General features: G+C 74.1%; 9 protein-coding genes (1 of these 9 cut by a window edge). 7 read left to right on the top strand and 2 right to left on the bottom strand.

Annotation, left to right across the window (positions count from 1 at the left end; all coding sequences use genetic code 11):
• Positions 1–189: 189 nt before the first annotated feature.
• Together CP984_RS01790 and CP984_RS41035 are read right to left on the bottom strand one after the other, a co-directional pair.
• Positions 190–1,917, bottom strand: a complete 1,728-nt coding sequence (locus CP984_RS01790; protein WP_003982108.1) for an RNA polymerase sigma factor — start codon at positions 1,915–1,917, stop codon at positions 190–192.
• The gene (locus CP984_RS41035) at positions 1,914–2,189 is read right to left on the bottom strand and encodes a hypothetical protein (protein WP_003982109.1); all 276 of its coding nucleotides are present in this window, start codon (positions 2,187–2,189) and stop codon (positions 1,914–1,916) included. The genes CP984_RS01790 and CP984_RS41035 overlap by 4 nt, the downstream gene beginning before the upstream one ends.
• A gap of 861 nt (positions 2,190–3,050) precedes the next feature.
• On the opposite strand from CP984_RS41035, the gene CP984_RS01785 reads away from it, so the two are divergent.
• The 7 genes from CP984_RS01785 to CP984_RS01755 form a co-directional block, all read left to right on the top strand.
• Positions 3,051–4,082 carry a GDP-mannose 4,6-dehydratase gene (locus tag CP984_RS01785; RefSeq protein ID WP_003982110.1) on the top strand — a complete coding sequence of 344 codons (1,032 nt, stop codon included), beginning with the start codon at positions 3,051–3,053 and terminating at the stop codon, positions 4,080–4,082.
• A 129-nt stretch (positions 4,083–4,211) separates the two neighbouring features.
• A complete protein-coding gene (locus CP984_RS01780) occupies positions 4,212–4,979 on the top strand; it encodes a thioesterase II family protein (protein WP_003982111.1) in 768 nt (255 codons plus the stop codon).
• 132 nt (positions 4,980–5,111) lie between these two features.
• Positions 5,112–8,015: a helix-turn-helix transcriptional regulator gene (locus CP984_RS01775; RefSeq protein ID WP_003982112.1), complete on the top strand. Its 2,904-nt coding sequence runs from the start codon at positions 5,112–5,114 to the stop codon at positions 8,013–8,015.
• A gap of 19 nt (positions 8,016–8,034) precedes the next feature.
• On the top strand, positions 8,035–10,842 hold the full coding sequence (locus CP984_RS01770; RefSeq protein WP_226048589.1) for a helix-turn-helix transcriptional regulator: 2,808 nt from the start codon (positions 8,035–8,037) through the stop codon (positions 10,840–10,842).
• Positions 10,843–10,855: 13 nt separating this feature from the next.
• A complete protein-coding gene (locus tag CP984_RS42550; protein ID WP_003982114.1) occupies positions 10,856–13,588 on the top strand; it encodes an ATP-binding protein in 2,733 nt (910 codons plus the stop codon).
• Positions 13,589–13,896: 308 nt separating this feature from the next.
• On the top strand, positions 13,897–14,658 hold the full coding sequence (locus CP984_RS01760; protein ID WP_003982115.1) for a LuxR C-terminal-related transcriptional regulator: 762 nt from the start codon (positions 13,897–13,899) through the stop codon (positions 14,656–14,658).
• Between the two features lie 369 nt (positions 14,659–15,027).
• A protein-coding gene (locus CP984_RS01755) for a type I polyketide synthase (protein WP_030180235.1) crosses the window boundary here: on the top strand, positions 15,028–25,810 show its 5' portion. It continues 17,639 nt past the right edge of the window; only the first 10,783 of its 28,422 coding nucleotides appear in the window; it begins with the start codon at positions 15,028–15,030; its stop codon lies off the right edge, out of view.

The raw sequence follows: 25,810 nt of genomic DNA, 5'->3' as shown, positions 1-25,810 counted from the left end.
CATCCGCGTCGGCGGGCCCGCTCAGGCCAGGGCCGGCAGGCTGACGGTGACGGCCGCGGTGCCGAGGCCGACCGCCACCTTCGACGGCGACGCCGCCCGCGCCTACCGCGGCGCTGGCAGCGGAATCTGCCATTTGAGCATGACGGTGCGGCTGCCGCCCGGCCCCGGAAGGTGATCTCCGGTGGAGCGCTACCCGGGCTCGTCGCTGGTGGTGCTCGAATGGACGAGGAACTCCTGGAAGGCGGAGGGATGCTGGACGGAGGGGTCGACGGCGGACGAGCTGGACGATGACGACTGGGACGGCGTCTGGGAGGTCAACTGGGACGGCGTCTGGGAGGTTGACTGGGACATGGACGCCTGCATATCCGTGCTTCCGGTACCCGCGGCGGGGTCAGGGTCCGGGGCCGTCGGGAGTTGTTCGGACGGCTGGGTGCCCGCGGTCTCCTCGTGTGACGCCTGCTCCTCGGTGGCGGCTTGCGTCGACGCCGGGGGCGGGGAGCCGTCCGCCGGTCCGGTGGACCGGTGCGCCGCCTCATCCGCCTGCGAGGCGGGTCGGGTGGCCGGGCTCGCGGCGGCCGAGCTCTTCGGCGGCGGCGCGGGGGCGGCGCGCTCTGGACCCGTACGGTCACCAGATGTACGGCCGGCAGGCGTACGGCGTGCCGGGTCGCCACCGGACGCCGGGGGAGTGCCGCGGTGTTCTCCCGACGAGGCCGGAGAACTCCAGGGGAGCTGCGCCATCGGAAGGTCGGCGCCGCCGCTTCCGTACACGACACCGAGGCTCAATGCGAGCGCCACCAGGGTGTTCACCGTGATGCGGCGCCCGATGCCCGGCGACTTGCCCGGACGGCCGGACGAACCTCCGCACCGGTCACCGGTCCTGCCGCTGGACCGGCGGCTCCGCCTGCCCTTGACCTCCGTCCCCGTCCCGCCGTCGGCCGGGACACTCGCGGAAACCAGGTCGAACCGGTCACGGACCGCGTCCATGATCACATCGGTGAACGCGAAGGGTGCGACCGCCGGGAACCAGCGGGCGATGCTGCGCCGGGCGCTGCCCCGGCACGTGGGGCACTGGCCGGTGTGCCGCGTGACGGTACGGCACACGGCGTCCGGCAGGGCTTTGGTGCTGTCGGGGTCCGGATCGGCGAGGAAGCGTTCCAGGGCTTCCTTGGTGCGCCGCGCGCGGTCGGCCGCCGCAGGGTCTCCTGCCCGCTGTGCGTTCGCGGCCTGCGCGGTCCAGTACGTCACCGCGGTCGCCAGAAGGCCCGCCAGCCGGCCGCACGCCTTCCGGTTGTGCGGGTCCTTGGCCAGCACATTGGACCTGAACGCCGTCCGCAGCGCCTCGTTGTCCTCCTTGGTGCTTCCGCCGGCGCGCCCGAGCCGGCGTGCCAGCGTGTCGCCGGTCAGCTCCTCGCCGACGTACAGATCGAGGAAGCGCTGCCTGGTGGGGCCCTGTGCCGCCGCGATGTTCCGGACGAGCGCCAGGGCACGGCGGCGCCGGACCGCGAAGTCGGCGTCGTCCGCCGCGATCTGCCGCTGACGGCGGGCCGTCTCCCGGCCGGTGGACTCCTCCCAGCCGTCCAACGGCACCCCGGTGGCCCGGTCCCGCTTCCGCCGCTGCTGGGCGCAGCGCCGCCAGGCGATCTGGTAGAGCCAGGATTCCAGGGCCTCCGGATGCTCCAGCGTGTCCAGCTTCGTCCAGGCCGTGAGGAAGGTTTCCTGTAACGCTTCCCGCGCGGCGTCCCGGTCGGGAAGCAGACGTTTGAGGCAGAAGCCGTACAGGCGTTGGCGGTGGGTCGCGTAGAGCCTCTCGAAGAGGGCGTCGCGGGTCTGCGGGTCGGTGGTGGACCGGAAGCGCCGGACCAGGGTGGCGTCGTCCGCGTCGGTGATCGCTGTGCCGATGCCGGATAGTACGGTCACTGCTCCACCCCGTTCGTCTGTTCCAGGCCGCGGCACGAGCGTCGCACGCGGGCGCGTACGGTGAACCGCCGCGGGCGGGGCGCACCGGCGGGCGCGTACGGCGCACGGTGGTGCAAGGGGCGCGGACAGAGCGCGATGGCGCTGACGAGGGCGTCGGCGCACAACACCAGCAGGTCCCTGGGTGTGCCCGGAGGCAGCAACAGGTTCGCCAGAGCCATCACCGGACCCAGCAGCGCCACCCGCACCGCACCCGGCACCAGCTTCCGTTTCATGGTCCTTCTCCTTCGTACGCTCGGGATGAGAGCCGGTCGAAGGAGGAGGGCGTGCGGAGGGGGCCGTTGGGGGCACTTCCCCGCAAGATTTTTCGGGAGCCCCGGGTGCCGCCACGCCGGGTCGGGTCGCGCGGCAGCGGGCCGGACCACAGCGAGATGTCATGCAATTCGCAAAGGGAGCGGTCGAATCTCGCGCCTTCATGGTTTCGCGCACAAAAGCCCGTACGAAGCTGACTCCGGTGGTGCGTTCGCGCAGCGGACCACCCACCGGGCCCGGTCATTTCCGCCGACGGACGCAGAACGGATTCGTACGGCCGGGAATGTGCCCGAAAGCGACGGGGTGCGGAACCCGCCGCGCGCCACCGCGCCCATCGACGCCAGGATCTGCGCCGGTTGCGGCAGCCCCGGCAGTGCGACGGGGCGCCGGTGCGGCCGCAAGAAAATGGGCAGGAGGGTGAGCAGCACCGGGCGACGCTCCAGGAGACGGGCAGGCCCGGCCGGTGCCAGGGATGAGAGCGCCGGCCGGGCCTGGAGGGGGCACACCCGGACAGTGCAGCGCACCGCCCACCGGAAAATCCCTAGTGTGCCGCCGGGCGGGGGCCGCGGGCCGCGTTGGGGCCGGTGGCACCGGTGACAACGGGCCGCAAACGCGCGGTGACGGGCACTCGGGAATTCCCTAGAGTGCCCGGAATTCCTTGACACCGTGACCGGCCGCTTGCCAGCGTGCCGATTACCCAGCGTTCGGGACCACGGCATTCTGATGTCAGCCGGTGCCCTTTCGGGTCCCGGTAGCCAAGAGGTCAAGCAGCCGATTCGGCTCTGCGTTTGGGCGGTGTGTTCCATGTGGAGGAGAGGAATGAGATGTCCAAGCGTGCGCTGATCACCGGAATCACCGGGCAGGACGGCTCCTATCTGGCCGAGCATCTGCTTGCGCAGGGGTACCAGGTGTGGGGGCTGATGCGGGGGCAGGCGAATCCCCGCAAGTCGCGGGTGAGCCGGCTCGTTTCCGAGCTGAACTTCGTCGACGGTGACCTGATGGACCAGGCGAGCCTGGTGTCCGCCGTCGACAAGGTGCAGCCCGACGAGATCTACAACCTCGGCGCGATCTCGTTCGTGCCGATGTCCTGGCAGCAGGCCGAACTCGTCACCGAGATCAACGGCATGGGCGTGCTACGCATGCTGGAGGCGATCCGCATGGTGAGCGGCCTGAACGGCTCGCGCAGCGCCGACGGCAGCCAGATGCGCTTCTACCAGGCGTCCTCCTCGGAGATGTTCGGCAAGGTCGCCGAGACCCCGCAGTGCGAGACCACCATCTTCCGGCCGCGCAGCCCCTACGGCGTGGCCAAGACCTACGGGCACTTCATCACCCGCAACTACCGCGAGTCCTTCGGCATGTACGCGGTCTCCGGCATGCTGTTCAACCACGAGTCGCCGCGCCGTGGCGCGGAGTTCGTGACCCGGAAGATCTCCCTCGCGGTGGCCCGCATCAAGCTCGGCTACCAGGACAAGCTGTCCCTGGGCAACCTCGACGCGGTACGCGACTGGGGCTTCGCCGGGGACTACGTCCGCGCCATGCACCTGATGCTCCAGCAGGACGAGCCCGGCGACTACGTGATCGGCACCGGCGAGATGCACTCGGTCCGCGACGCCGTGCGTATCGCCTTCGACCACGTCGGCCTGAACTGGGAGGACTACGTCAGCATCGACCCCTCGCTGGTGCGCCCGGCCGAGGTGGAGATCCTGTGCGCGGACGCCGAGCGCGCCCGTACCCAGCTGGGCTGGGAGCCCACCGTCGACTTCCCCGAGCTGATGCGCATGATGGTCGACGCCGACCTGCGCCAGGCGTCCCGCGAGCGGGAGTACGGCGACCTGCTGCTGGCCGCCAGCTGGTAGGCGGGCGCGAACACTAGGTGATTTCCCGCGTTCTTCCCTGTGGAATGGACGTGAGGACCACCGGGCCGGTGCCGGCCGCCGCACACCGGCGCCGGCCCGGTGCCATCGCGAGGAGGAGGAGCCAGCACCATGACGACGACCACGGCGGACGGCCTCTGGGCCCGGAGCTACCACCCGGCGCCGGACCGCCCGCGCCAACTGGTCTGCTTTCCGCACGCGGGCGGTTCGGCCTCGTTCTTCTTCCCCGTGTCGGCACAGCTGGCGCCCGTGGCGGAGGTGCTGTCGGTGCAGTACCCGGGCCGCCAGGACCGGCGTACCGAGACCAGTCCCGATGACATCGGGACGATGGCCGATCTGGTGTACGCGGCCCTGCGGGACCGGATCAGGTCGCGGCCGACGGCGTTCTTCGGGCACAGCATGGGCGCGATGGTCGCGTTCGAGGTGGCCCGGCGGCTGGAGGCCGACGGCGGCGAACTGACGCACCTCTTCGCCTCGGGCCGGCGGGCGCCGTCGCGCTACCGCGCGGAGAGCGTCCACCGGCGCGACGACGAGGGCATCGTCGCCGAGCTGAAGCTGCTGTCCGGTACGGACGCCGCGCTGCTCGGCGACGAGGAACTGCTGCGCATGATCCTCCCGGCGATCCGCAGCGACTACACCGCGGTGGAGACCTACCGCTGCGATCCCGGGGCGGCGATCAAGGCGCCGATCACCGCGCTGACGGGGGACGACGACCCCAAGACCACACTGGAGGAGGCCGGGGACTGGCGCGCGCACACCACGGGCGCGTTCGACCTCAAGGTGTATCCGGGAGGCCACTTCTTCCTCAGCTCGCAGGCCCCCGCCGTTCTGGCGCTGCTGCGTGAACACCTCACGCATGGGGAGGAGTTCGCCAAGTAAGGGCACCCTGGCCACGAAGTCTGCTGATCATGTACTGTGGCGCACGTCGGACATCACTCTTTAGAGTGATTTACAACATGATGTGGTGACGCCCCGTCGCATCTGTTGTGTCTCTGAGGTGCGAGGAGCTCTATGGTGCAAGACCGGAGCACCACATCGTGCGCGGACAGCACCTTGGTCGGCCGGGCCGACGACATCGGGGCACTCGACCGGCTGGCCCGCGAGGCCCGGTGGGGCAAGGCGGGATCGGTCGTCGTCACCGGCCCGGCCGGTGTCGGCAAGTCCGCCCTCCTGCATGCCTTCCTGGACGGAGACGCCTGCCGGCACGCGAAGGTGCTGCGCGGTACCTGCGAGGAGACCACCGCGGGCGACTCCTTATACGCCTTGCGCGCGCTGCTCGGCCCGGCCGTACGGGACGCCTCCCGCGACGACACCGCCTGCCGCGCCCTCCTCGCCCTGACCCCCGGGGCGCTGGCCGACGACCCGCCGCACGCCCCCGCCGTACAGCGCGCGTTCCACGACCTGTACCGCCTCGCGGCGGACGAGCTGAGCCGCCACCCCCTCGTCCTGGCCCTGGACGATGTCCACCACTGTGACGAACTCTCCCTGCGCTGGCTGGACTTCCTGCTGCGCAGGGCGGACGGCCTGCCCCTGCTCGTCGTCCTCACCCGGCAGGCCGAGGGCACCGTCCTCTCGCGCGGCGCCCCGGCCCACCGCGCCCTGGCCGACCTCACCGCCCACCGCCGCACCACGATGCTGCGCCTGCTGCCGCTGACCGAGACGGACGTGGCCGAGGCCGTACGGCGGGCCTTCCCGGCGCCCGCCGCCCCCGTCTTCGTCTCCCGCGCCTGGGCCGTGACCGCCGGCAACCCGCGCCTCCTGGACCACCTGCTGCGCGAACTGCGGGCCGAGGGCGCCGGCTCGGGCGTGGTCGGCGCCGACCGGATTCCCGAGGTCGGCGGGCGCGTCCTGGCCCACTGGACCCGCACGTTCCTGGACCGCCGGCCGGCCTGGGTCGGCGAGGTCGCGCGGGCGGTGGCGGTCCTCGGCGAGCAGGGCACCGACCTCGTGGGCCCGCTGGCCGCCGTACCCGCCGATGTCGTCGAGGACGCCCTGACGGTGCTGCGCGGGGCCGGGCTGCTGCTGCCCGGCGGCCGGCACTTCACGGACGGCTCGGTGCGCGCGGCGGTGCTGGCGACGCTGGACACCCACACCCTGGTGTGCCTGCGTACCCGGGCGGCCCTCCTTCTGAGCGACGCGGGCCGGCCCGCCGAAGAGGTCGCGGGCCACATCCTGGAGCTGCCCTCGGTATCCGAGCCCTGGATGCCCGGCGTCCTGCGGGAGGCCGCCGTACGGGCCGGGAAGCGCGGCGCCCCGGAGGCCGCGGCCCGCTACCTGTACCGGGTCCTGGAGGTGGACCCCGGCAGCGTGGAGGTCCGCGCCCGGCTGGCCGGAGCGCTCGCCGAGACCGATCCGCCCGCGGCCATGGGGCTGCTCCGCGGAGCGCTGGCGCCCAGCGTGGACATCCGTACCAGGGCGCGGATCGCCGCGCAGTTCGGTACGACCTGCCTGGCCGCCCGCGAGGGCTCCGCCGCCCTGGGCATGCTCGAAGAGGTCCTGGACGCCCTCGACGCCGAACTCGGCCCCGACCCGCTGCCCGCCGACCGGGAACTGCGCACGCTCGTCGAGTCGGTGCTGCTGATCGTCGGCGCCCACAGCCGCAGTACGTTCGCCGGGGCCCGGAAGCGGGCCGCGGGGATGGCCGTGCCCGAGGGCGACACCCCCGCCCAGCGCCAGAAGCTGGGGGCGATGGCCGTACTGAGGGTGTTCGACGACGAGGCGGACCCGGAACCCGCGGTGCAGTGCGCCCTGCGCGCGGTCCGCTCGCCCCAGCTGCCCCTGAAGAACTGGTCGCTGATCAACTCCGGCTTCGTCCTGGCCCTCGCCGACCGTACCGACGACGCGCTGCGCGCGCTGGACCGCCTCCTGCGCCACGGCCGGGAGAACTCCGCCGTCTGGACCTACTCCCTGGCCCTGTCCATCCGCGCCCTGGTCCTGCACGGTCTGGGCTCCCTCCCGGACGCGCTCGCGGACGCCCGCAGGGCGGTGCAGATCAGCGAAGCGGAACAGTGGGGCGAGACGGTGGCCCTGCCGCGCCTGGCCCTGGCCGGCGTGCTGGTGGACCGGGGCGAGGCCGCGCGCGCCGAGAAGCTGCTGGCCGGCATCGACCCCGTATGGCGCGACCAGTACGTGTGGTCCTTCTACCGGTACCTGTTGGTCCACGGTCGTGCCCGACATGCCCTGGGCGACCCCGAAGGGGCGCTGGCACTGTTCCTCGAATGCGGCAGGTCGCTGGAGGAGGCCGAAGTGCGCAACGCGCTGTATCTGCCCTGGTGGGCGGAGGCGGCCTGTGTGCTCGCGGAACTCGGCCGCGCCGAGGAGGCCCGGGACCTCGCGGCGCACGGCACCCGGCTCGCACGGCGCTGGGGCACCCCGCGCGTCCTCGGCCTCGCCGCCCTGGCCCGCGGTGTGGCCACCCCCGGCGAGAAGGGCGTGGCCCTGCTGGGCGAGGCCGTACAGGCGCTGGCCGCCTCACCGGCCCGTGTGGAGCACGCCCGCGCCGAACTCGTCCTGGGGCAGACCCTGTTGGCGGCCGACGACCGGCGCGGCGCGCGCGAGCACCTGCGTGCCGCGGCCGACCTCGCCCAGCGCTGCGGAGCCCTCACCCTGGGGCAGAACGCCCGCGGCGCCCTGCTGGCGGCGGGCGGCCGCATGCGGAAGATGACCGGCTCGCCCCTGGACCTGCTCACCAGCATGGAGCGCAAGGTCGCCGGCCTCGCCGCCGGAGGCGCGAGGAACCGCTCGATCGCCCAGTCGCTGCACGTCAGCGTCCGTACGGTCGAGATGCACCTGACGAACGTGTACCGCAAGCTGGCCATCACCGAGCGCGCCCAGCTCGCCGCGGTCCTGCGCACTCCGGGCGTCCGCGGGGCGCGGGTGCCACGGCAGGCGTCGCGGACGCGCGGTCAGCGCTGAGACGGCCGGGGTGAGGTCGGTGACCGGGTTGAACGACGAGCAGCTATACGCGGGGTTCATACGGGCGGGACGGCTGCGCGCCGATCCGCCCCTGCTCGAACGTGAGGAACAGCAGGCCGAGTTGGGCCGTGCGGTGGTCGCGCTCGGCGAAGGCCGTCCCGCCGTCGTCTCCGTGACCGGCCGCCCCGGCTTCGGCCACAACGCGTTGCTGCGCTGGGCCGGCCGCCTCGCGGAGGAGCGCTCGGTACGCGTCCTGCGCGTCAGCGGCTCGCTGGCCGAACGCGATCTGCGCTACGGAGCCGTGACCCAGCTGCTCGGCCAGCTGGGCGAGGTGGCCGAACGCTCGTTACAGGATCTGCGGAGGGAGCAGGAGCCGGCCTGTCTGCCGGGCCTGCCCGAACTCCTGCACACCGCCCGCCGCACACCCACGCTGGTGACGGTGGAGGACGCGCAGTGGCTGGACCCGGCCTCCGTACAGTGGCTGCAGGCCCTGGTGCGCCGCCTGGCCAACGGCGTCCCCCTCGTCCTGATCGTCGGACGCACCGGGCTGTACCCGTACGGCCCCGACTGGCTGGCCGACGCCACCCCCTCCGCACGGCTGTTCCGCCGCCTCACCGTTCAACCCCTGAGCCCGCGCGCGGTCGCCGCCTTGACCGAGCGGATCTGCGGCACCCCGTGCGACGAGGCGTTCGCCGCCGCGGCCACCGAGGCGGCCCACGGCAGCCCCGCCGTCCTGAACGCGGCCCTGCGCTGCTTCGCCGACGCTGGCCACCGGCCGGCCGCCGACCGTGTTCCGCAGCTGCACACCCTGATCAATGGCATCGTCGGCGACCGCGCGGGCCGCGCCCTGCGCGGACTGACCGACGAGGCGACCGCCGTGCTACGCGCGTTGGCCGTCGGCGGCGACCTGCTCGACTTCCCCCTGATCTGCTCCCTGGCCGGGCTGCGCACCGTACGCGAATCCCGGCTGCGGGCGTCGCTGGAGATGGCCGGCTTCACCGTCCCCGAAGGCACCCACGAACGCCTGCGGATGCCCATCGTCCGGGCCCGCATCCTGGAGGACACACCCGCCGCCGAACGCGCCGCCCTGTACGCCCGCGCCGCCCACCTCGCCTATCAGATCGTGGCCGACGACGAGGACATCGCCCGCCTCCTGCTGGAGGCACCGCCCATCGGCGAGCCCTGGGCGGTGCACGCCCTGCGCGGCGGCTACGGCGCCGCCCTGCGCCGCGGCGACTTCGCCCGCGCCGCCACGTATCTGCACCGCGCCCTGGACGAGCCCCAGGACCCGCTGGAACGCGCCCACCTCGGCCTCGACCTGGCCGGCGCCGAGGCCGTGTCCGCTCCCGAAGCCGGCGACCGCAGGCTCATGACCCTCGTCCAGGCCCCGGACGAGGGCGAACCCTGGGCCCAGCTGCGTGTACGGGCCCTGGACATGGGCCTGGCCCGCGGCGACGACGCCTGGGGCCGCCGCGCCGCCGCGCACGCCCTCGCCACCGCCCACGGCAGCGAGCGCGACGAGCTGATCGCGCTGTACTGGTATGCGGCTGAGAGCGCTCCCGAGACCTGTGACCTGCCCGCCCCCGGCTTCCCCACCCTGCCCGAACACCCGCTGGCACCGGCCCAGGCCGGCGTCCGGGCCTGGCAGCTCGCCGCACGCGGCCGGCACCGCGCACGGGTCGCGGAGCTGGCCCGCCGCGCCCTGGACGCGGGCAACGCCGCCCCCGCACTGCCCCGCCTGGCCGCCGTCCGGGCACTGTGGGCCACCGATGCCGCCACCGAGGCCGAGGACCGGCTCGCCACCGTCATCGCCGAACTGCGCCGCCGCCACAGCCACCCCGTCCTGGCCCGCGCCCTGGCCCTGTCCGCCGAACTGCATCTGCGCGGTGGCCGCCTGGACGCCGCCGACCGCGCCGCGGACGCCGCCGAACGGGCCCTTCCCCTCGCCGCCTGGCACCCCCTGGCCGCCTCGCACCTCATCGCCGTACGCAGCACCATCGCCCAGGAGGACCGCCGGTGCGACGAGGCCCGCGCCCTGGCCCGTACCCCCCTGCCGCCCGGCGCCGAATACGGCGTCTACTGGCCCTATCTGCTGTACGCCCGTGCCCGCGTGGCCATGGAGGAAGGACACTGGGCCGAGAGCGCCGAACTGTTCAAGGAGAGCGGCCGCTGGCTGCTGCGCCGACAGTGGGCCAACCCCATCGTGCTGCCCTGGCGCTCGATGGCCGCCCGGGCCTGCCTCACGCTCGGCGACCAGGAACAGGCCCAGCGGCTGATCCGTGAGGAGCTGACCCTCGCCCGCCAGTGGGGTGCCCCCAGCGCACTGGGCCTGGCCCAGCTGGGCGCCGAAAGCGTCGACCAGCAGGAGCCGGCCGACGGCACGACCACCCGCCTCCTGGGCGAGCTGCCCACCCGGCTCGCCTACGCATGGGTTCTGGCGGACCTCGTCACCGAGGAGGTCACCAAGGGCCAGCGCGCCTCCGCGGCCCGCCTGCTGTCCGAACTGTCCCGGCTCAGCGTCACCCGTACCTCCGGCCGGCTGGCCGAACGCGTGCGGTGGCTGTCCGCCCAGCTGGACCAGCCGGCCGCTCCCGACGACGAGGCCCTTCCCGAGGGCTGGTCCGCCCTGTCGCCCGCCGAGCGGCAGACCGCCGAACTGGCCCGCCGCGGCCTGGGCAACCGCGAGATCGCCGAGCAGCTCATGGTGAGCCGGAGAACCGTCGAACACCGGTTGAGCAATACCTACAAGAAATTGCGTATCACCTCACGCAAGGAACTCCGCGCGCGGAGCCGGTCGACGGAAAGGGACGTAACGGATGCTGTATGAGCGGGAGGCCGAAATGACCCGCATCAATACCGCACTACGCCGGGCGCAGGCGGGCCGTTCGTCCGCCCTGGTGCTCACCGGACCCTTGGGCATCGGCCGGTCCACGCTCCTCCAGGAGGCCGGCGCCCAGGCCCCCGACACCGTACGGGTCCTGCGGGCCAACGCCGCACCCATGGAGCAGGACTTCGCCTACGGCATCTTCCACCAGCTCCTGGGGCCCGCCCTGTGCGCCGACCCCAGGGGCCAGGGCGCGGGCGGCGCCGCAGGGCCGTGCCCCGCCGGCCGCCTCCCGGCCCCCGGCGACCAGGACACGCCCGCCTCCGAAGCCGTACTGCACGACCTGCGCTCCGTACTGGCCGAGATCTGCGCCGACACCCCCGTACTCCTCCTCGTCGACGACCTGCAGTGGGCCGATGTGCCCTCCCTGCGCTGGCTCGCCTACCTGGTCCGGCGTCCGTTCGCCCTGCGCGTCGTCCTCGTGTGCACCCTGCGCGACGGCGACCCCCGCGCGCAGCACCCGCTCATCCGCGACCTCGCGGACGCCGCCGAGGTCCTGCGCCCCGCCCCGTTCTCGCTCGACGGCACCCGGGCCATGATCCAGCACCAGCTGGGCGAGCCCGCCGACGACGCCTACGCGCTCGCCTGCCAGGAGACCTGCGAGGGCAACCCGCTCTTCCTCGAAGCCGTGCTGCGCGAGCTGGCCCTGACCGGCCACCGCCCCACCGCCGAGCACGCCGACGAGGTGCGTGTGCAGGGCCCCGCCCAGTTCCGCGACCGCCTGGCGGGCTGCCTGTGCACCCAGCCGGGGCCCGTACGGAACCTGGCCGCGGCCATCGCCGCCTTCGGTGACCACGGCGACACCGACCTCTTCCGGCGCCACGCGCGCCTGGACGCCGTCGGCTTCCAGCAGGCCCTGCGCACCCTGCACCACCTCGGCCTGCTCGGCCCGCACGACACCCCGCGCTTCATCCACCCCGTGGTCCGCGACGCCGTCGACTCCTCTCTCACCGTCGCCGAACGCGAGCGCTCCCGCGAGGCCGCCGCCGAACTCCTCCATCAGGCCGGCCGGCCCGCCGAACACGTCGCGGACCTGCTGATGACCGTCACCGCCACCCACCATCCATGGGCCGTGGCGGTACTGCGGGCAGCCGCGCAGGCCGCCCTGCGCCGAGGAGCACCGGACACCGCCGCCCGCTATCTCCAGCGCGCTCTGCTGGGGAGTACGGGCTCCTTCGAGCGCGCGCGCCTGCTGATCGAGCTGGCCGGCGCCGAACGCGCCACCGACCCCGCCGCCTGCGAACGCCACATCGGCCAGGCCGTCCGCCTCCTGCCCTCGGCCACCGACCGGGCCGCCGCCACCCTGCTCATCCCGCCCACCTTCCTGGGCGAGGCGCCCGCCTCGGCGGTGGACCTGCTGCGCCGCGCGTCCGAGGACCTCGACCCCACGGCCGCGCACCGGGGCACCGCCCGGGAGATCGCCCTGCGCCTGGAAGCGCGGCTCTGGCACGCCGGGCACGAGAACCCGACGGAACTGACCGGAGCGGTGGAACGCCTGAGAGCACTGGGCACCCCGCCCCCCTTGGACACCGGCGGCGACCGCGAACTGGCGGCCGTGCTGACCAACGCGGCGACCCTCTCCAGCGCCCTGTCCGCCACGGATGTCGCCGCCCTGGCCGGAAAGATCCTGGAACGCGAGCCGGTGACCGCCGCACGTGCCTGCATCGCGCTCCCGCTGGTCGCGGTGGCCCTGTACGCCGCCGACACCGTGGAGGGCCTGAACGCCCGCCTGTCCGGCGAGCAGCACGCCGACCGCCCCGACGCGGTGGTGCACGCCGAGAACGCCCTGGTCCAGCTGGCCTGCGGCCGTCTGACCCAGGCCCGCGAACAAGCCGACCTGGCCGCCGAACTGGCGGACGCGGACTGGCGCGAGCCCACCACCGCCGTACGGGCCGCGGTGGCCATGGAGACCGGCGACGTCCAGCTGATCGAACACCTCCTGCGGGACGCCGGGCAGCGCTGGACGGGCGGTCTCGCGCTGACCGCCATGCTGCAACTCCTCAAGGCATCGCTCGACGCGCGTCGCGGCCGTGGCGCCCACGCGCTGGAATCCCTGCTGGGCTGCGGGCGCCAGCTGGAAGCGGCCGGCTGGCGCAATTCCGCCCTCTACCCCTGGCGGCCCCGCGCCATCGCCCTCCACCACCGCCTGGGCGAGCCCCGTGCGGCCCTGGCCCTGGCGGAGGAGGAGCTGTCCTGGGCGCGGCAGTGGGCGGCCCCCGCCTCGCTCGGCCGCGCCCTGCGGCTGAGGGCCCTGCTGCCCGGGGGAGGCGGCGTCGCCGCCCTGCGCGAGTCCGCCGACGTCCTGCGGGCGTCCGCCAACACGCTCGAACGGGCCCGTACACTGCTGCAGTTGGGCCGGGCGCTGGAGAGCGGCAAGGAGTCGAAGGCCGTCCTGCGCGAGGCCGCCGATCTCGCCACCGCCTGCGGCGCCCCCTGGCTGACCGAACGTGCCTACGCGGCCCTGGGGACCACCGCGCCGAGTGTGGACGCCTCCCTCACCCACAGCGAGCGCAAGGTCGTCTCTCTGGTGGGCAAGGGACTGACCAATCAGGAAATCGCCGATGAACTCGGTGTGAGTACACGGGCCGTTGAGAAGCATCTGACCTCGTGCTACCGGAAGTTGGGCGTGGCGGGGCGACGCGAGTTGCCGGGAAGCCGAAGTGCGGGCGCGGTGTTCGCCGTGGGGTGAGTCCGTCCTGGCCCCGTACGGCTTACCGGCGGTAAACGGTACGGGGTGTTCGGGGGCACCGAAAGAGTGGTGCGGGACCGTACCCCTCCGGGTGGCGACCACAGGTTTAGCCGTACCGGGCCGGGTGGACGTTGACGCTTGTCTGGACCTCTCCCTAGTGTCGAATGTGTTCGGGGAGGTCGGAATTCTCCCGCAACTGCCGGGCCTTCGGTCGGCCCGGGGCGTTTCATTCTCCGGATTTTCGCCACCTCGCTCGATTGCTCGTGCACTTCTGGTTACAGACGGGGGTTGGAAAGGATGTCGGTCCCTTGAAGTTTTCCGCTCTGGTGGATTCCCCGCAGATTTCGACAGGCCGGAGTGCGGCCGGCCCGGTCGCGACGGCCGTCGCCCCGGTACGGCGGGACGCGCGCCCGCCGGCCGACCGGCAGGGCGTGTGCATGGCCGTACTGGACCCCACACTGACGATCCGTCAGGCCACCCAGGACTTCTTCCGCAACTTCGCGACCCCCGACGAGACCGGCGCCGATGTGCTCGCCGGCGCACCCTCCGACTCCTCGACCACCACCGCCCCCGACGTGTGCGGCCGCGACTTCCGCGAGCTGGTGCACCCCAGCGTGCGACAGCCGCTCATGCGGCAGTTCGAACGGCTGCTGAGCGGCCGCTGCGACCGGTTCTCCGCGCACGTCGTGGCGCTGCGCTCGGAGGGCGACGCCTTCACCGGCAACCTCACGGCCACCGCGGTGAGCGGCTACGCCCCCGACCCGGCGGCGGTGCTCGTGCTGATGCGGCCGGGGCAGAGCGCCGAGGGCGACGCGGTGGTCGCGCCCCGCAAGAAATTACTCAGTGAGATCGACGCGAGAATCCTGGAGGGAATAGCGGCGGGCCTGTCCACGATTCCGCTGGCCTCCCGGCTGTATCTCAGCCGGCAGGGAGTGGAGTATCACGTCACCGGACTGCTGCGGAAACTCAAGGTGCCCAACCGCGCGGCACTGGTCTCCCGCGCCTATGCGATGGGGGTGCTGACGGTGGGAACCTGGCCGCCCCGTGTCGTCGAGGGCTTCATCAAGTAACGCACAAGCAACATTCCCGCAATCCCGCGGCTCGCCGAGCGCGGACCCGCGGGCCGGTCCCTGCCCCGTGCCCGGCCCATGGTCCGAATGCGAGCCGACGGGACACAAGGCGCCGGGTACCGCGGAGCAACCGCGGTACCCGGCGCCTCGTCGTGCTGCCGCTCCCGGGGCCCGGCCGATTCTAGGGAATTCCATGGCCGTCCTTGTCGAGACTGGGCAGGTGGCGTGCGGGAAGTCGAGCTGCCTCGTGCCGGGCACGCAGATATCTCATCAGTCGCTGTGGAACAACCGTCCCCAGTGCCGGATGCCCACAACGAAATCCTCTGCTGTCCGCCGGTCTTGAGATGGGTTGGGTTGAACGTGGCGAACATGGACCAGGAACAGAAACTCCGCGACTACCTGAAGCGGGCCAGTGCCGATCTGCGGCGCTCCCGGCAGCGGGTGGGCGAGCTGGAGGCGGCGGCCCGCGAGCCGATCGCGATCGTGGGCATGAGCTGCCGCTTCCCGGGCGGCGTGCGCAGCCCCGAGGAGCTCTGGTCCCTGCTCGCCGCCGACGGGGACGGCATCACCAAGGCGCCCGCCGACCGCGGCTGGGAGCAGGCGGCCGAGGACGCGGGGGACTTCTCCGGCGGCTTCCTGCACGAAGCGGCCGAATTCGACGCCTCCTTCTTCGGGATCTCCCCGCGTGAGGCGCTCGCCATGGACCCGCAGCAGCGGCTGCTGCTGGAGTCCTCCTGGGAAGCCTTCGAGCGGGCCGGCATCGACCCGGCGGCGGTCCGGGGCACCCGGACGGGCATGTTCGTCGGGGCGATGCCCCAGGAGTACCGGGTGGGCCCGGACGACGACGTCCAGGGCTTCGCCTTGACCGGCACCACCACCAGCGTCATCTCGGGCCGCCTCGCCTACTTCTTCGGGGCCGTGGGCCCGGCGGTCACCATCGACACCGCCTGCTCCTCCTCCCTCGTGGCCCTGCACCTGGCCGCCCACTCGCTGCGCCAGGGCGAGTGCTCCCTCGCGCTGGCCGCCGGTGTGACCGTGATGTCCAGCCCCACCACCTTCGTGGAGTTCAGCCGCCAGGGCGGCCTCTCCCCGGACGGGCGCTGCCGCTCCTTCGCGGACTCCGCCAACGGCACCGGCTGGGCCGAGGGCGTCGGCGTCCTGGTCCTGGAGCGCCTCTCCGAGGCCCGCCGCAACGGGCACGAGATCCTGGCCGTCGTACGGGGCTCCGCCGTCAACCAGGACGGCGCCTCCAACGGCCTGACCGCCCCCAACGGCCCCTCCCAGCAGCGGGTCATCGAACAGGCGCTGGTCAGCGCGCGGCTCTCGGCCGACGAGGTCGACGCCGTCGAGGCGCACGGCACCGGCACCACCCTCGGCGACCCGGTCGAGGCGCAGGCGCTGCTGGCGACCTACGGTCAGGGCCGCGACGCCGACAGCCCCCTCCTGCTGGGCTCCGTCAAGTCGAACCTCGGCCACACCCAGGCGGCGGCCGGCCTGGCCGGTGTCATCAAGATGGTGCTGGCCATGAAGCACGGCCTGCTCCCGCGCACGCTCCATGTGGACGCGCCGTCCTCGCACGTCGACTGGACGCAGGGGGCCGTACGCCTGCTCACCGAGCAGGTCCCCTGGCCGCAGGGTGAACGGCCGCGCCGGGCCGGCGTCTCCTCGTTCGGGCTCAGCGGCACCAACGCGCACACCATCCTGGAAGAGGCCCCGGCCGCACCCCAGGAGGACACCGAGGAGCCGGCCGCGCCCGAGCCCGTGGCGGCGGGCGCCGTCCCGTGGCTCGTCTCGGGCCGTACCCGCGAAGCGCTGCGCGCCCAGGCCGCGCAGCTCCTCGAACACCTCGCGTCCGCCCCCGCCGCCGCGCCGGTCGACGTGGCCTACTCCCTGGCCACCGCCCGCTCCGGCATGGAGCACCGCGCCGCGTTCACCGCGGCCGACCTGGACCGGGCGCGCGCCGCCCTCACCGCGCTGGCCGACGGCACGCCGGACCCGGGCCTCGTGCAGGACACCGCACGGACCCGCTCCAAGCTCGCCTTCCTCTTCACCGGGCAGGGCTCCCAGCGGCCGGGCATGGGCCGTGAACTCGCCGCCCGCTTCCCCGCCTTCGCCACCGCCCTCGACGAGGTCCTCACCCACCTCGACCAGGGCCTCGACCGGCCGCTGAAGGAGCTGCTGTTCGCCGAGGAGGGCACGCCCGAGGCGGCCCTGCTCGACCGGACCGGCTACGCCCAGCCCGCGCTGTTCGCCATCGAGGTCGCGCTCTACCGTCTCGCCGAGTCCTTCGGCATCAGGCCGGACCACCTCGCCGGGCACTCCATCGGCGAGATCGCCGCCGCGCACGTGGCCGGGGCCTTCTCGCTGGCCGACGCCGCGGCCCTGGTGGTCGCCCGCGGCCGTCTCATGCAGGCGCTGCCCGAGGGCGGCGCCATGATCTCCCTCGAAGCCACCGAGGAGGAGGTCCTGCCCCTCCTGGAGGACCGGCGGGACCGCGTCTCGATCGCCGCGGTCAACGGACCCGCCGCCGTCGTGGTCGCGGGGGAGGAGAGCGAAGCGGAGGCCGTCGCGGAGCACTTCGCCGCGCTGGGGCGCAAGACCAAGCGGCTGCGCGTCTCGCACGCGTTCCACTCCCCGCTGATGGAACCCGTGCTGGAGGAGTTCCGTACGGTCGTCGCCGGGCTCACCCCGCAGACGCCGGTGATCCCGGTCGTCTCCGGCCTGACCGGCACCCTCGCCACCGTCGAGCAGCTGGCCTCCCCGGACTACTGGGCGGACCACGCCCGGCACACCGTACGGTTCGCCGACACCCTCGCCTGGCTCGACGGCCACGGCACCGCCACCTACCTGGAACTGGGCCCCGACGGCGTCCTGTCCGCCATGGCCCAGAGCTGTCTGGCCGCGGCCGACGACGCCGCCGACGGCGTTCCCGCGACGCTCGCCGTCCTGCGCAAGGGCCGCCCCGAGGCCGAAACCCTCACCGCCGCGCTGGCGGGCCTGCACACCCGCGGCGTCGCCGTCCAGTGGGAGCCCTACTTCCAGGGCACCGGCGCCCAGCGCGTCGACCTGCCCACGTACGCCTTCCAGCGCCGCCGCTACTGGCCCCGGAACGTGCCCGGGGCGGGCGGCGACGTGCGCGCCGCCGGCCTGGGCGCGGCCCACCACCCGCTGCTGGCCGCGGCCGTGTCGGTCGCCAACTCCGACGGCCTGCTGCTGACCGGCCGGCTGTCGCGGCGCACCCACCCCTGGCTCGCCGACCACGCCGTACGCGGCACCGTCCTGCTGCCGGGCACCGCCTTCCTCGAACTGGCCGTACGCGCCGGGGACGAGGCCGGATGCGGCCGCGTCGAGGAACTCACCCTGGCCGCACCACTGGTCCTGCCCGAGGAGGGCGGCGTCCAGGTGCAGGTGTGGGTGGGCAGCCCGGACGAGTCGGGCCGCCGCGCCGTGAGCGTCCACTCCCGCCCCGACGGGCCGGAGGAACTGCCCTGGACCCAGCACGCCACGGGCACCCTCGTCGCCGGTGAGCACCGCGCCGACTTCGACGCCACGGTCTGGCCGCCCGCCGACGCGCGTCCGCTGGACCTCGACGGCTTCTACGACCGCATGGCCGACAACGGCTTCGGCTACGGGCCGCTGTTCCAGGGCCTGCACGCCGCCTGGCGCAGCGGCGACGCCGTCTACGCCGAGGTGACGCTGCCCGGGGCCGACGGCGCCGACGCCGCGTCCGCCACGTCCTTCGGCATCCACCCGGCCCTGCTGGACGCCGCGCTGCACGCCGCGGCCTTCGCCGATCTGGGCGAACAGGCCCGCGGCGGGCTGCCCTTCGCGTGGCAGGACGTGACCCTGCACGCGAGCGGGGCGAGCACGGTCCGCGTGAAGCTGACCCCGGCCGACGACGACGCCGTGGCGATCGCCGTCGCCGACACCAGCGGCGCCCCGGTCGCCTCCATCGGCTCGCTGGTCCTGCGGTCCATGCCCGACGAAGAGCTCGGCGGCGCTGCCGCCCTCGTCCGCGACGCCCTGTTCGAGCTGCGCTGGACCGAGGCGCGCCAGGCCGCCCAGGCGGCGCCCGCCGCGGTCGCCGTTCTCGGTACGGACCTCTTCGGCCTGGAGCAGGCCCTCGCCTCGCCGGACCGTACGGTTGCGGCGCTGCCCGGCCTGGACGCCATCACCGACGTGCCGGACGTGATCCTCGCGTCCGTCGCGGGTGCGGACGGCGACGAGGTCACCGACGCCGTACACGCCCGTACCGCCCACGCCCTGGAGCTTCTGCGGACCTGGCTGGCGGACGAGCGCTACGCCGCGTCCCGGCTGGTCCTCGTCACCCGTGGCGCGGTCGCCACCGGCGCCGGGCAGGCGCCGGACCCGGTGGCCGCCGCCGTCTGGGGCCTCGTACGGGCAGCGCAGAGCGAGCACCCCGGCCGCTTCGCGCTGCTCGACCTCGACCCGGGTGCCGCCGAGACCGCCGCCGAGCCGCTGTCGCGCGCCCTGGCCCTGTCCGCGGACGAGCCGCAGACCGCCGTACGCGGGACCAGTGTGTTCACCGCGCGGCTCGCCCGCGCCCAGGCGCCGCGTACCGCGGCGGAGTGGGACCCCGAGGGCACCGTGCTCCTCACCGGGGCCACCGGCGGGCTGGGCCGCGTACTGGCCCGGCACCTGGTCGCCGAGCGCGGCGTACGGCACCTGCTGCTCGCCAGCCGCCGCGGCGCCGACGCCGACGGCGCCGGAGAGCTCGTGGCCGAACTGACCGGGCTCGGCGCGCAGGTGACCCTCACGGCATGTGACCTGGCCGACCGCGCCGCCGTTGACCGGCTGCTGGCCGGCGTGCCCGACGCGCACCCCGTCACCGCCGTCGTGCACAGCGCCGGAACCCTCGACGACGGTGTGATCGAATCGCTCACCCCCGAGCGGATCAGCGCGGTGCTGCGGCCCAAGGCCGACGCCGTGTGGCACCTCCACGAGGCCACCCGCGACCTGGACCTGGCGGCCTTCGTCGTCTTCTCCTCCCTGTCCGGCACCGTGGGCGCCGCGGGCCAGGGCAACTACGCCGCCGCCAACGCCTTCCTCGACGCGCTCGCCCAGCTGCGCCGCGCCCAGGGCCTGCCGGGCCTCTCCCTGGCCTGGGGCCCGTGGGCGCCCACCGCCGGCATGACCGGCGGCCTCACGGACGACGACCTCGACCGGCTGGCCCGGATGGGCACCCCCGCCCTCACCGAGGACCAGGGCATCGCCCTGTTCGACGCGGCCACCGCCGCGGACGCCGCCGTCCTGCTGCCGACCCGGCTCGACCTGTCCGTCCTGCGCCTCCAGGACCAGCTGCCGCCGCTGTGGCGCGGCTTGATCCGCACCCCGGCCCGCCGCGCGGTGGTCTCGGGCTCGGAGGCCGCCGTCACCCTCGTACAGCGGCTGTCCCGGCTGCCGGAGACCGACCGCCGCGAGGTCGTGCTCGACCTGGTGGCCGGTCAGGTGGCCGGCGTCCTCGGCCACGCAGGCACCGCCGACATCGACCCGCGGCGCCCCCTGCGGGAGCTGGGCTTCGACTCGCTGACCGCCGTGGAACTCCGCAACCGGCTCAGCGCCGCCACCGGCCTGCGCACCGCCGCGACGGTCATCTTCGACCATCCGACCGTCGATGCCCTGGCCACCCACATCCTCGACGGCCTGATGGGCTCCGCAGCCGCCGCCGCGGTCCAGGCACCCCGTGCCGCCACCGACGACGACCCCATCGTCATCGTCGGCATGAGCTGCCGCTACCCGGGCGGCGTCGCCTCGCCCGAGGACCTGTGGCGGCTGGTCAGCGAGGGCACCGACGCCATCTCGGGGCTGCCCGCCGACCGCGGCTGGGACCTGGACGCGCTCTACGACCCGGACCCGGACCGCACCGGCACCTCGTACTCCCGCTTCGGCGGATTCCTGCACGACGCCGCCGACTTCGACCCCGCCTTCTTCGGCATGAGCCCCCGCGAGGCGCTGGCCACCGACTCCCAGCAGCGGCTGCTCCTCGAAGCGTCCTGGGAGGCCGTCGAGCGGGCGGGCATCGACCCGGTGTCCCTGCGCGGCAGCCAGACCGGCGTGTTCGCGGGCGTCATGTACAACGACTACGGCACGGTGCTCGCCGGCGGGCAGTTCGAGGGCCACCAGGGCAGCGGCACCGCCCCGAGCGTCGCCTCCGGCCGCATCTCGTACACCCTCGGCCTCGAAGGCCCCGCCGTCACCGTCGACACCGCGTGCTCGTCCTCGCTGGTCGCCATGCACTGGGCGATGCAGGCGCTGCGTGCGGGGGAGTGCTCGCTCGCGCTGGCCGGCGGTGTCACGGTCATGTCGACGCCGGGCGCCCTCATCGAGTTCTCCCGGCAGCGCGGCCTGTCCCCGGACGGGCGCTGCAAGGCGTTCTCCGACGGCGCCGACGGTGTCGGCTGGTCCGAGGGCGTGGGCGTACTCGTCCTGGAACGGCAGTCCGACGCCCGCCGCAACGGGCACCGCATCCTGGCCGTCGTACGGGGCTCCGCCGTCAACCAGGACGGCGCCTCCAACGGCCTGACCGCCCCCAACGGCCCCTCCCAGCAGCGCGTCATCCGGCAGGCGCTGGCCGCCGCAGGACTGACCGCCGCGGACATCGACGCCGTGGAGGGCCACGGCACCGGCACCACCCTGGGCGACCCCATCGAGGCGCAGGCCCTGCTCGCCGCCTACGGCCAGGAGCGCGACCCCGAAAGCCCGCTGCTGCTGGGCTCGGTGAAGTCCAACATCGGCCACACCCAGGCCGCCGCCGGTGTCGCCGGTGTCATCAAGATGGTCATGGCCATGGAGCACGGCGTACTGCCCCGTACGCTGCATGCCGACGAGCCGTCCTCGCACGTGGAGTGGGACTCCGGCGCGGTGCGCCTGCTCACCGAGGAGACACCCTGGCCGCAGGCGGACCGGCCGCGCCGCGCCGCCGTCTCCTCCTTCGGCTTCAGCGGCACCAACGCGCACCTCATCGTCGAGCAGCCCCCGGCCGCCACCGAGCAGCGCGAACAGCCCGCGCTGAGCCCGGCCGTGCTGCCCTGGACGCTGTCCGGCAAGAGCCGGGCCGCGCTGCGCGACCAGGCCGCCCGCCTGCTCTCCTTCCTCGACGAGCGCCCCGCCCTCGACCCGGCCGACATCGCGCTCTCCCTCGCCACCACCCGCTCGGCCTTCGACCAGCGCGCCGTCGTCACCGGCGACCGCGACGAACTGCTGCGCGCGCTGGCGAACCTGGCCGCCGACCGCCCCGACTCCGCACTGACCGAGGGCGAGACCGGCGGTGCGGGCAAGCTGGCCGTAATGTTCTCCGGACAGGGCAGCCAGCGCCCCGGAGCGGGCCGGGAACTCGCCGCCCGCTTCCCCGCGTTCGACCGCGCCCTGGACGAGGTGGCCGCCGCCCTCGACCCGCACCTGGACCGCCCCCTCAAGGACGTCCTGTTCGCCCCGGAGGGCAGCCCCGAGGCGGAACTGCTGGACCGCACCGAGTGGACCCAGCCCGCCCTGTTCGCCTTCCAGGTCGCGCTCCACCGGCTGCTGGGCACCTGGGGGATACGCCCCGACATCCTGATGGGCCACTCCGTCGGCGAGATCGCCGCCGCGCACGTCGCGGGCGTCCTCTCGCTGCCCGACGCGGCCCGCCTGGCCGCCGCGCGGGGACGGCTGATGCAGGAGCTGCCCGCCGGCGGCGCGATGATCTCCCTGGAGGCCACCGAGGACGAGGCCGCGCCGCTGCTCGCCGGCCGCGAGCACGAGGTGTCGCTCGCCGCCGTCAACGGCTCCCGCTCCGTCGTCGTCGCGGGCGACGAGGCCGCTGCCGAGGAGATCGCCGCCCACTTCACGGCGCAGGGCCGCAAGACCAAGCGCCTGAAGGTCAGCCACGCTTTCCACTCGCCCCTCATGGAGCCCGTCCTCGACGGCCTCCGCGAGGTCGCCGCCCAGCTCACGTACGGTACGCCGGAGGTGACCATCATCTCCGGGCTGACCGGACGGCCGGTCACCGACGACGAACTGCGCTCCCCGGACTACTGGGCCGCACACGCGCGCGGCACCGTCCGCTTCGCCGACACCGTGCGCGCCGCGCACGCCCGCGGCGCCGGCACCTTCCTCGAACTCGGCCCCGACAGCACCCTGTCCGCCCCCGCCCAGGACGCCCTGGGCGACGAAGCGGACGCCGACTTCCTGCCGCTGCTGCGCGCCGGGCGCGGCGAGGAGCGCTGCGCCGCCACCGCGCTGGCCCGCCTGCACGTACGCGGTACGGCCGTCGACTGGCCCGCGTACCTCGCCGGCACCGGAGCCCGTACGGTCGGCCTGCCCACCTACGCCTTCCAGCACGAGCGCTACTGGCCCGAACCGGCCCCGGCCCGCCCCGCGCAGGCCGCTGCCGACCCGGCGGACGCCGAGCTGTGGGGCTCCGTCGAGCGCGGCGACGCCGCCGCACTGGCCGACCTCCTGGGGCTGCGCGACGAACAGCACGCCTCCCTGTACGCGCTGCTGCCCGCCCTGTCGTCCTGGCGCCAGCAGCGGCACGAGAAGGCGCTGCTGGACTCCACCCGCTACCGGGTCGCCTGGCGGCCCGTACGGGCGGCCGCCGCGCCCGTGCTCGAAGGCACCTGGCTGCTCGTCACCGCCGACGGCATCGACAGCGACGAGATCCTGGACGCGCTGCGCGGCCACGGCGCCCAGTTCGAAACCCTCGTACTGGACGCCGCCGCCTGCCGCGACCGCGCGGAACTCGCCGCCCGGCTCGACGCCGTACGCACCGAGGAGCGCGCCTTCTCCGGCATCCTGTCCCTGCTCCCGCTGGCCGACGGGCCCGGGAACCGGCCGGGCGCCGAACTGCCGGCCGGGCTCGCGCTCAGCCTCGTACTGACCCAGGCGCTCAGCGACACCCCGCTCGACGCGCCCCTGTGGACCCTGACCCGCGGCGCGGTCACCACCGGCGCGGGCGACCCGCTCACCAACCCCCTCCAGGCAGCGGTCTGGGGCCTGGGGCGTGTCGCCGCCCTGGAGCACCCGCAGTTGTGGAGCGGCCTGGTCGACCTGCCGGCCACGCTCGACGCCCCCGCCACCCAGCACCTCGTCAGCGCGCTGGCCGCGCAGGGCGGCGAGGACCAGCTCGCGATCCGCGCCACCGGGGCGTTCGGCCGTCGCCTGGCGCGCCACCCGCAGGCCGAACTGCCCGCGGCCGACGCGTTCACCGCGCGCGGCACCGTGCTCGTCACCGGCGGTACGGGAGCCCTCGGCGCCGAGGCCGCACGCTGGCTCGCCCGCAGCGGCGCCGACCACCTCCTCCTTACGAGCCGCCGCGGCCCCGACGCTCCCCGCGCGGCCGAACTCGCCGCAGAAATCGAGGAGTTGGGTGCCGAGGTCACCATCGCGGCCTGCGACACCGCCGACCGCGACGCGCTCGCCGCCGTCCTGGCCTCCGTACCCGCCGAACACCCGCTGACCGGCGTCGTGCACGCGGCCGGCATCGGCCAGAACGCCGCCCTCGCCGACACCCCGCTGGACGAGGCCGCGGCGGCGATGGCCGCCAAGATGCTCGGCGCGGCCCACCTCGACAGCCTCCTGGACGACCACGACCTGGACTTCTTCGTCCTCGTCTCCTCGATCGCCGGCGTGTGGGGGAGCGCCGGGCAGAGCGCCTACAGCGCCGCCAACGCCTACCTCGACGCCCTCGCCGAGCACCGCGCGGCACGCGGCCTGCCCGCCACCTCGGTGGCCTGGGGCCCGTGGGCCGAGGCCGGCATGGCCACCCACGAGGCCGTCACCGAGGAGCTGCGCAGGCGCGGACTGCGCTTCCTCGTGCCCGCGACCGCGATGACCGAACTGCGGCGCGCCGTCGTCCACCGGGACGTCACGGTCACGGTCGCCGACATCGACTGGGAGCGCTACCACCCCGTCTTCACCTCCACCCGCCGCAACGTCTTCTTCGACGAACTCGGCGAGGTCCAGGCCCTCGTACGCGCCGAGAACGACGCCGAGAGCGCCGCGCCCGAGTTCGCCGCCCGCCTGCGGGGCCTGGCCGAGGACGAGCAGGAACGGCTGCTGGCCGATCTGGTGCGCGCCGAGGCGGCCGTCGCCCTCGGCCACGACTCCGCGGACGCCATCCCGGAGCGGCGGGCCTTCCGCGACGCCGGGTTCGACTCGCTGACCGCCGTCGAACTGCGCAAGCGGCTGGCCGCCCTCACCGGCCTCAACCTGCCCGCCACCCTCGTCTTCGACTACCCGACGCCCACCGTCCTCGCCCGCCACCTGCGCGAGGAGATCCTGGGCACCGGCGGCGCACAGGCCGCGGCCGTGGCAGCCGCATCGGGCGGCTTCGACGAGCCCATCGCCATCGTCGGCATGAGCTGCCGCTTCCCCGGCGGCGTCCGCTCCCCGCGGCAGTTCTGGGAGCTGATCTCCGACGGCGTCGACGCGATCAGCGACTTCCCCGTCAACCGCGGCTGGGACACCGGCCTCCACCACCCCGACCCGGACCACCCCGGCACCACCTACTCCAGCCAGGGCGGCTTCCTGCACGACGCGGGCGAGTTCGACGCCTCCTTCTTCGGCATCTCGCCGCGCGAGGCGCTGTCCATGGACCCCCAGCAGCGGCTGCTGCTGGAGACCACCTGGGAGGCGTTCGAGTACGCCGGAATCGACCCCACCACCGTCCACGGCAGCGCGACCGGCACCTTCATCGGCTCCACCTACCAGGAGTACGGGCTCGGCATCGAGGACGGCTCGGCCGGCCACCTGGTGACCGGCACCAGCCCCAGCGTGCTGTCCGGGCGCCTGGCCTACCTCTTCGGCCTCGAAGGCCCGGCGGTCACCGTCGACACCGCCTGCTCCTCGTCCCTGGTCGCCCTGCACCTGGCCTGCCAGTCGCTGCGCAACGGCGAAAGCTCCCTGGCCCTGGCCGGCGGCGCGACCGTGATGACCAACCCCAACCCGTTCGTCGCCTTCAGCCGCCAGCGGGCCCTGGCCGGCGACGGCCGCTGCAAGGCGTTCGCCGACGGCGCCGACGGCATGACCCTCGCCGAGGGCGTCGGCATCCTCGTCCTGGAGCGCCTGTCGGACGCACAGCGCAACGGGCACGACATCCTCGCCGTCGTCCGCGGCTCGGCCATCAACCAGGACGGCGCCTCCAATGGCCTGT

Origin of the sequence: Streptomyces rimosus (genome assembly GCF_008704655.1) — a bacterium.
Classification (GTDB): domain Bacteria; phylum Actinomycetota; class Actinomycetes; order Streptomycetales; family Streptomycetaceae; genus Streptomyces; species Streptomyces rimosus.
Note: the sequence above shows the minus strand (reverse complement) of the source record. Positions and strands in the feature narration are given on the sequence as shown.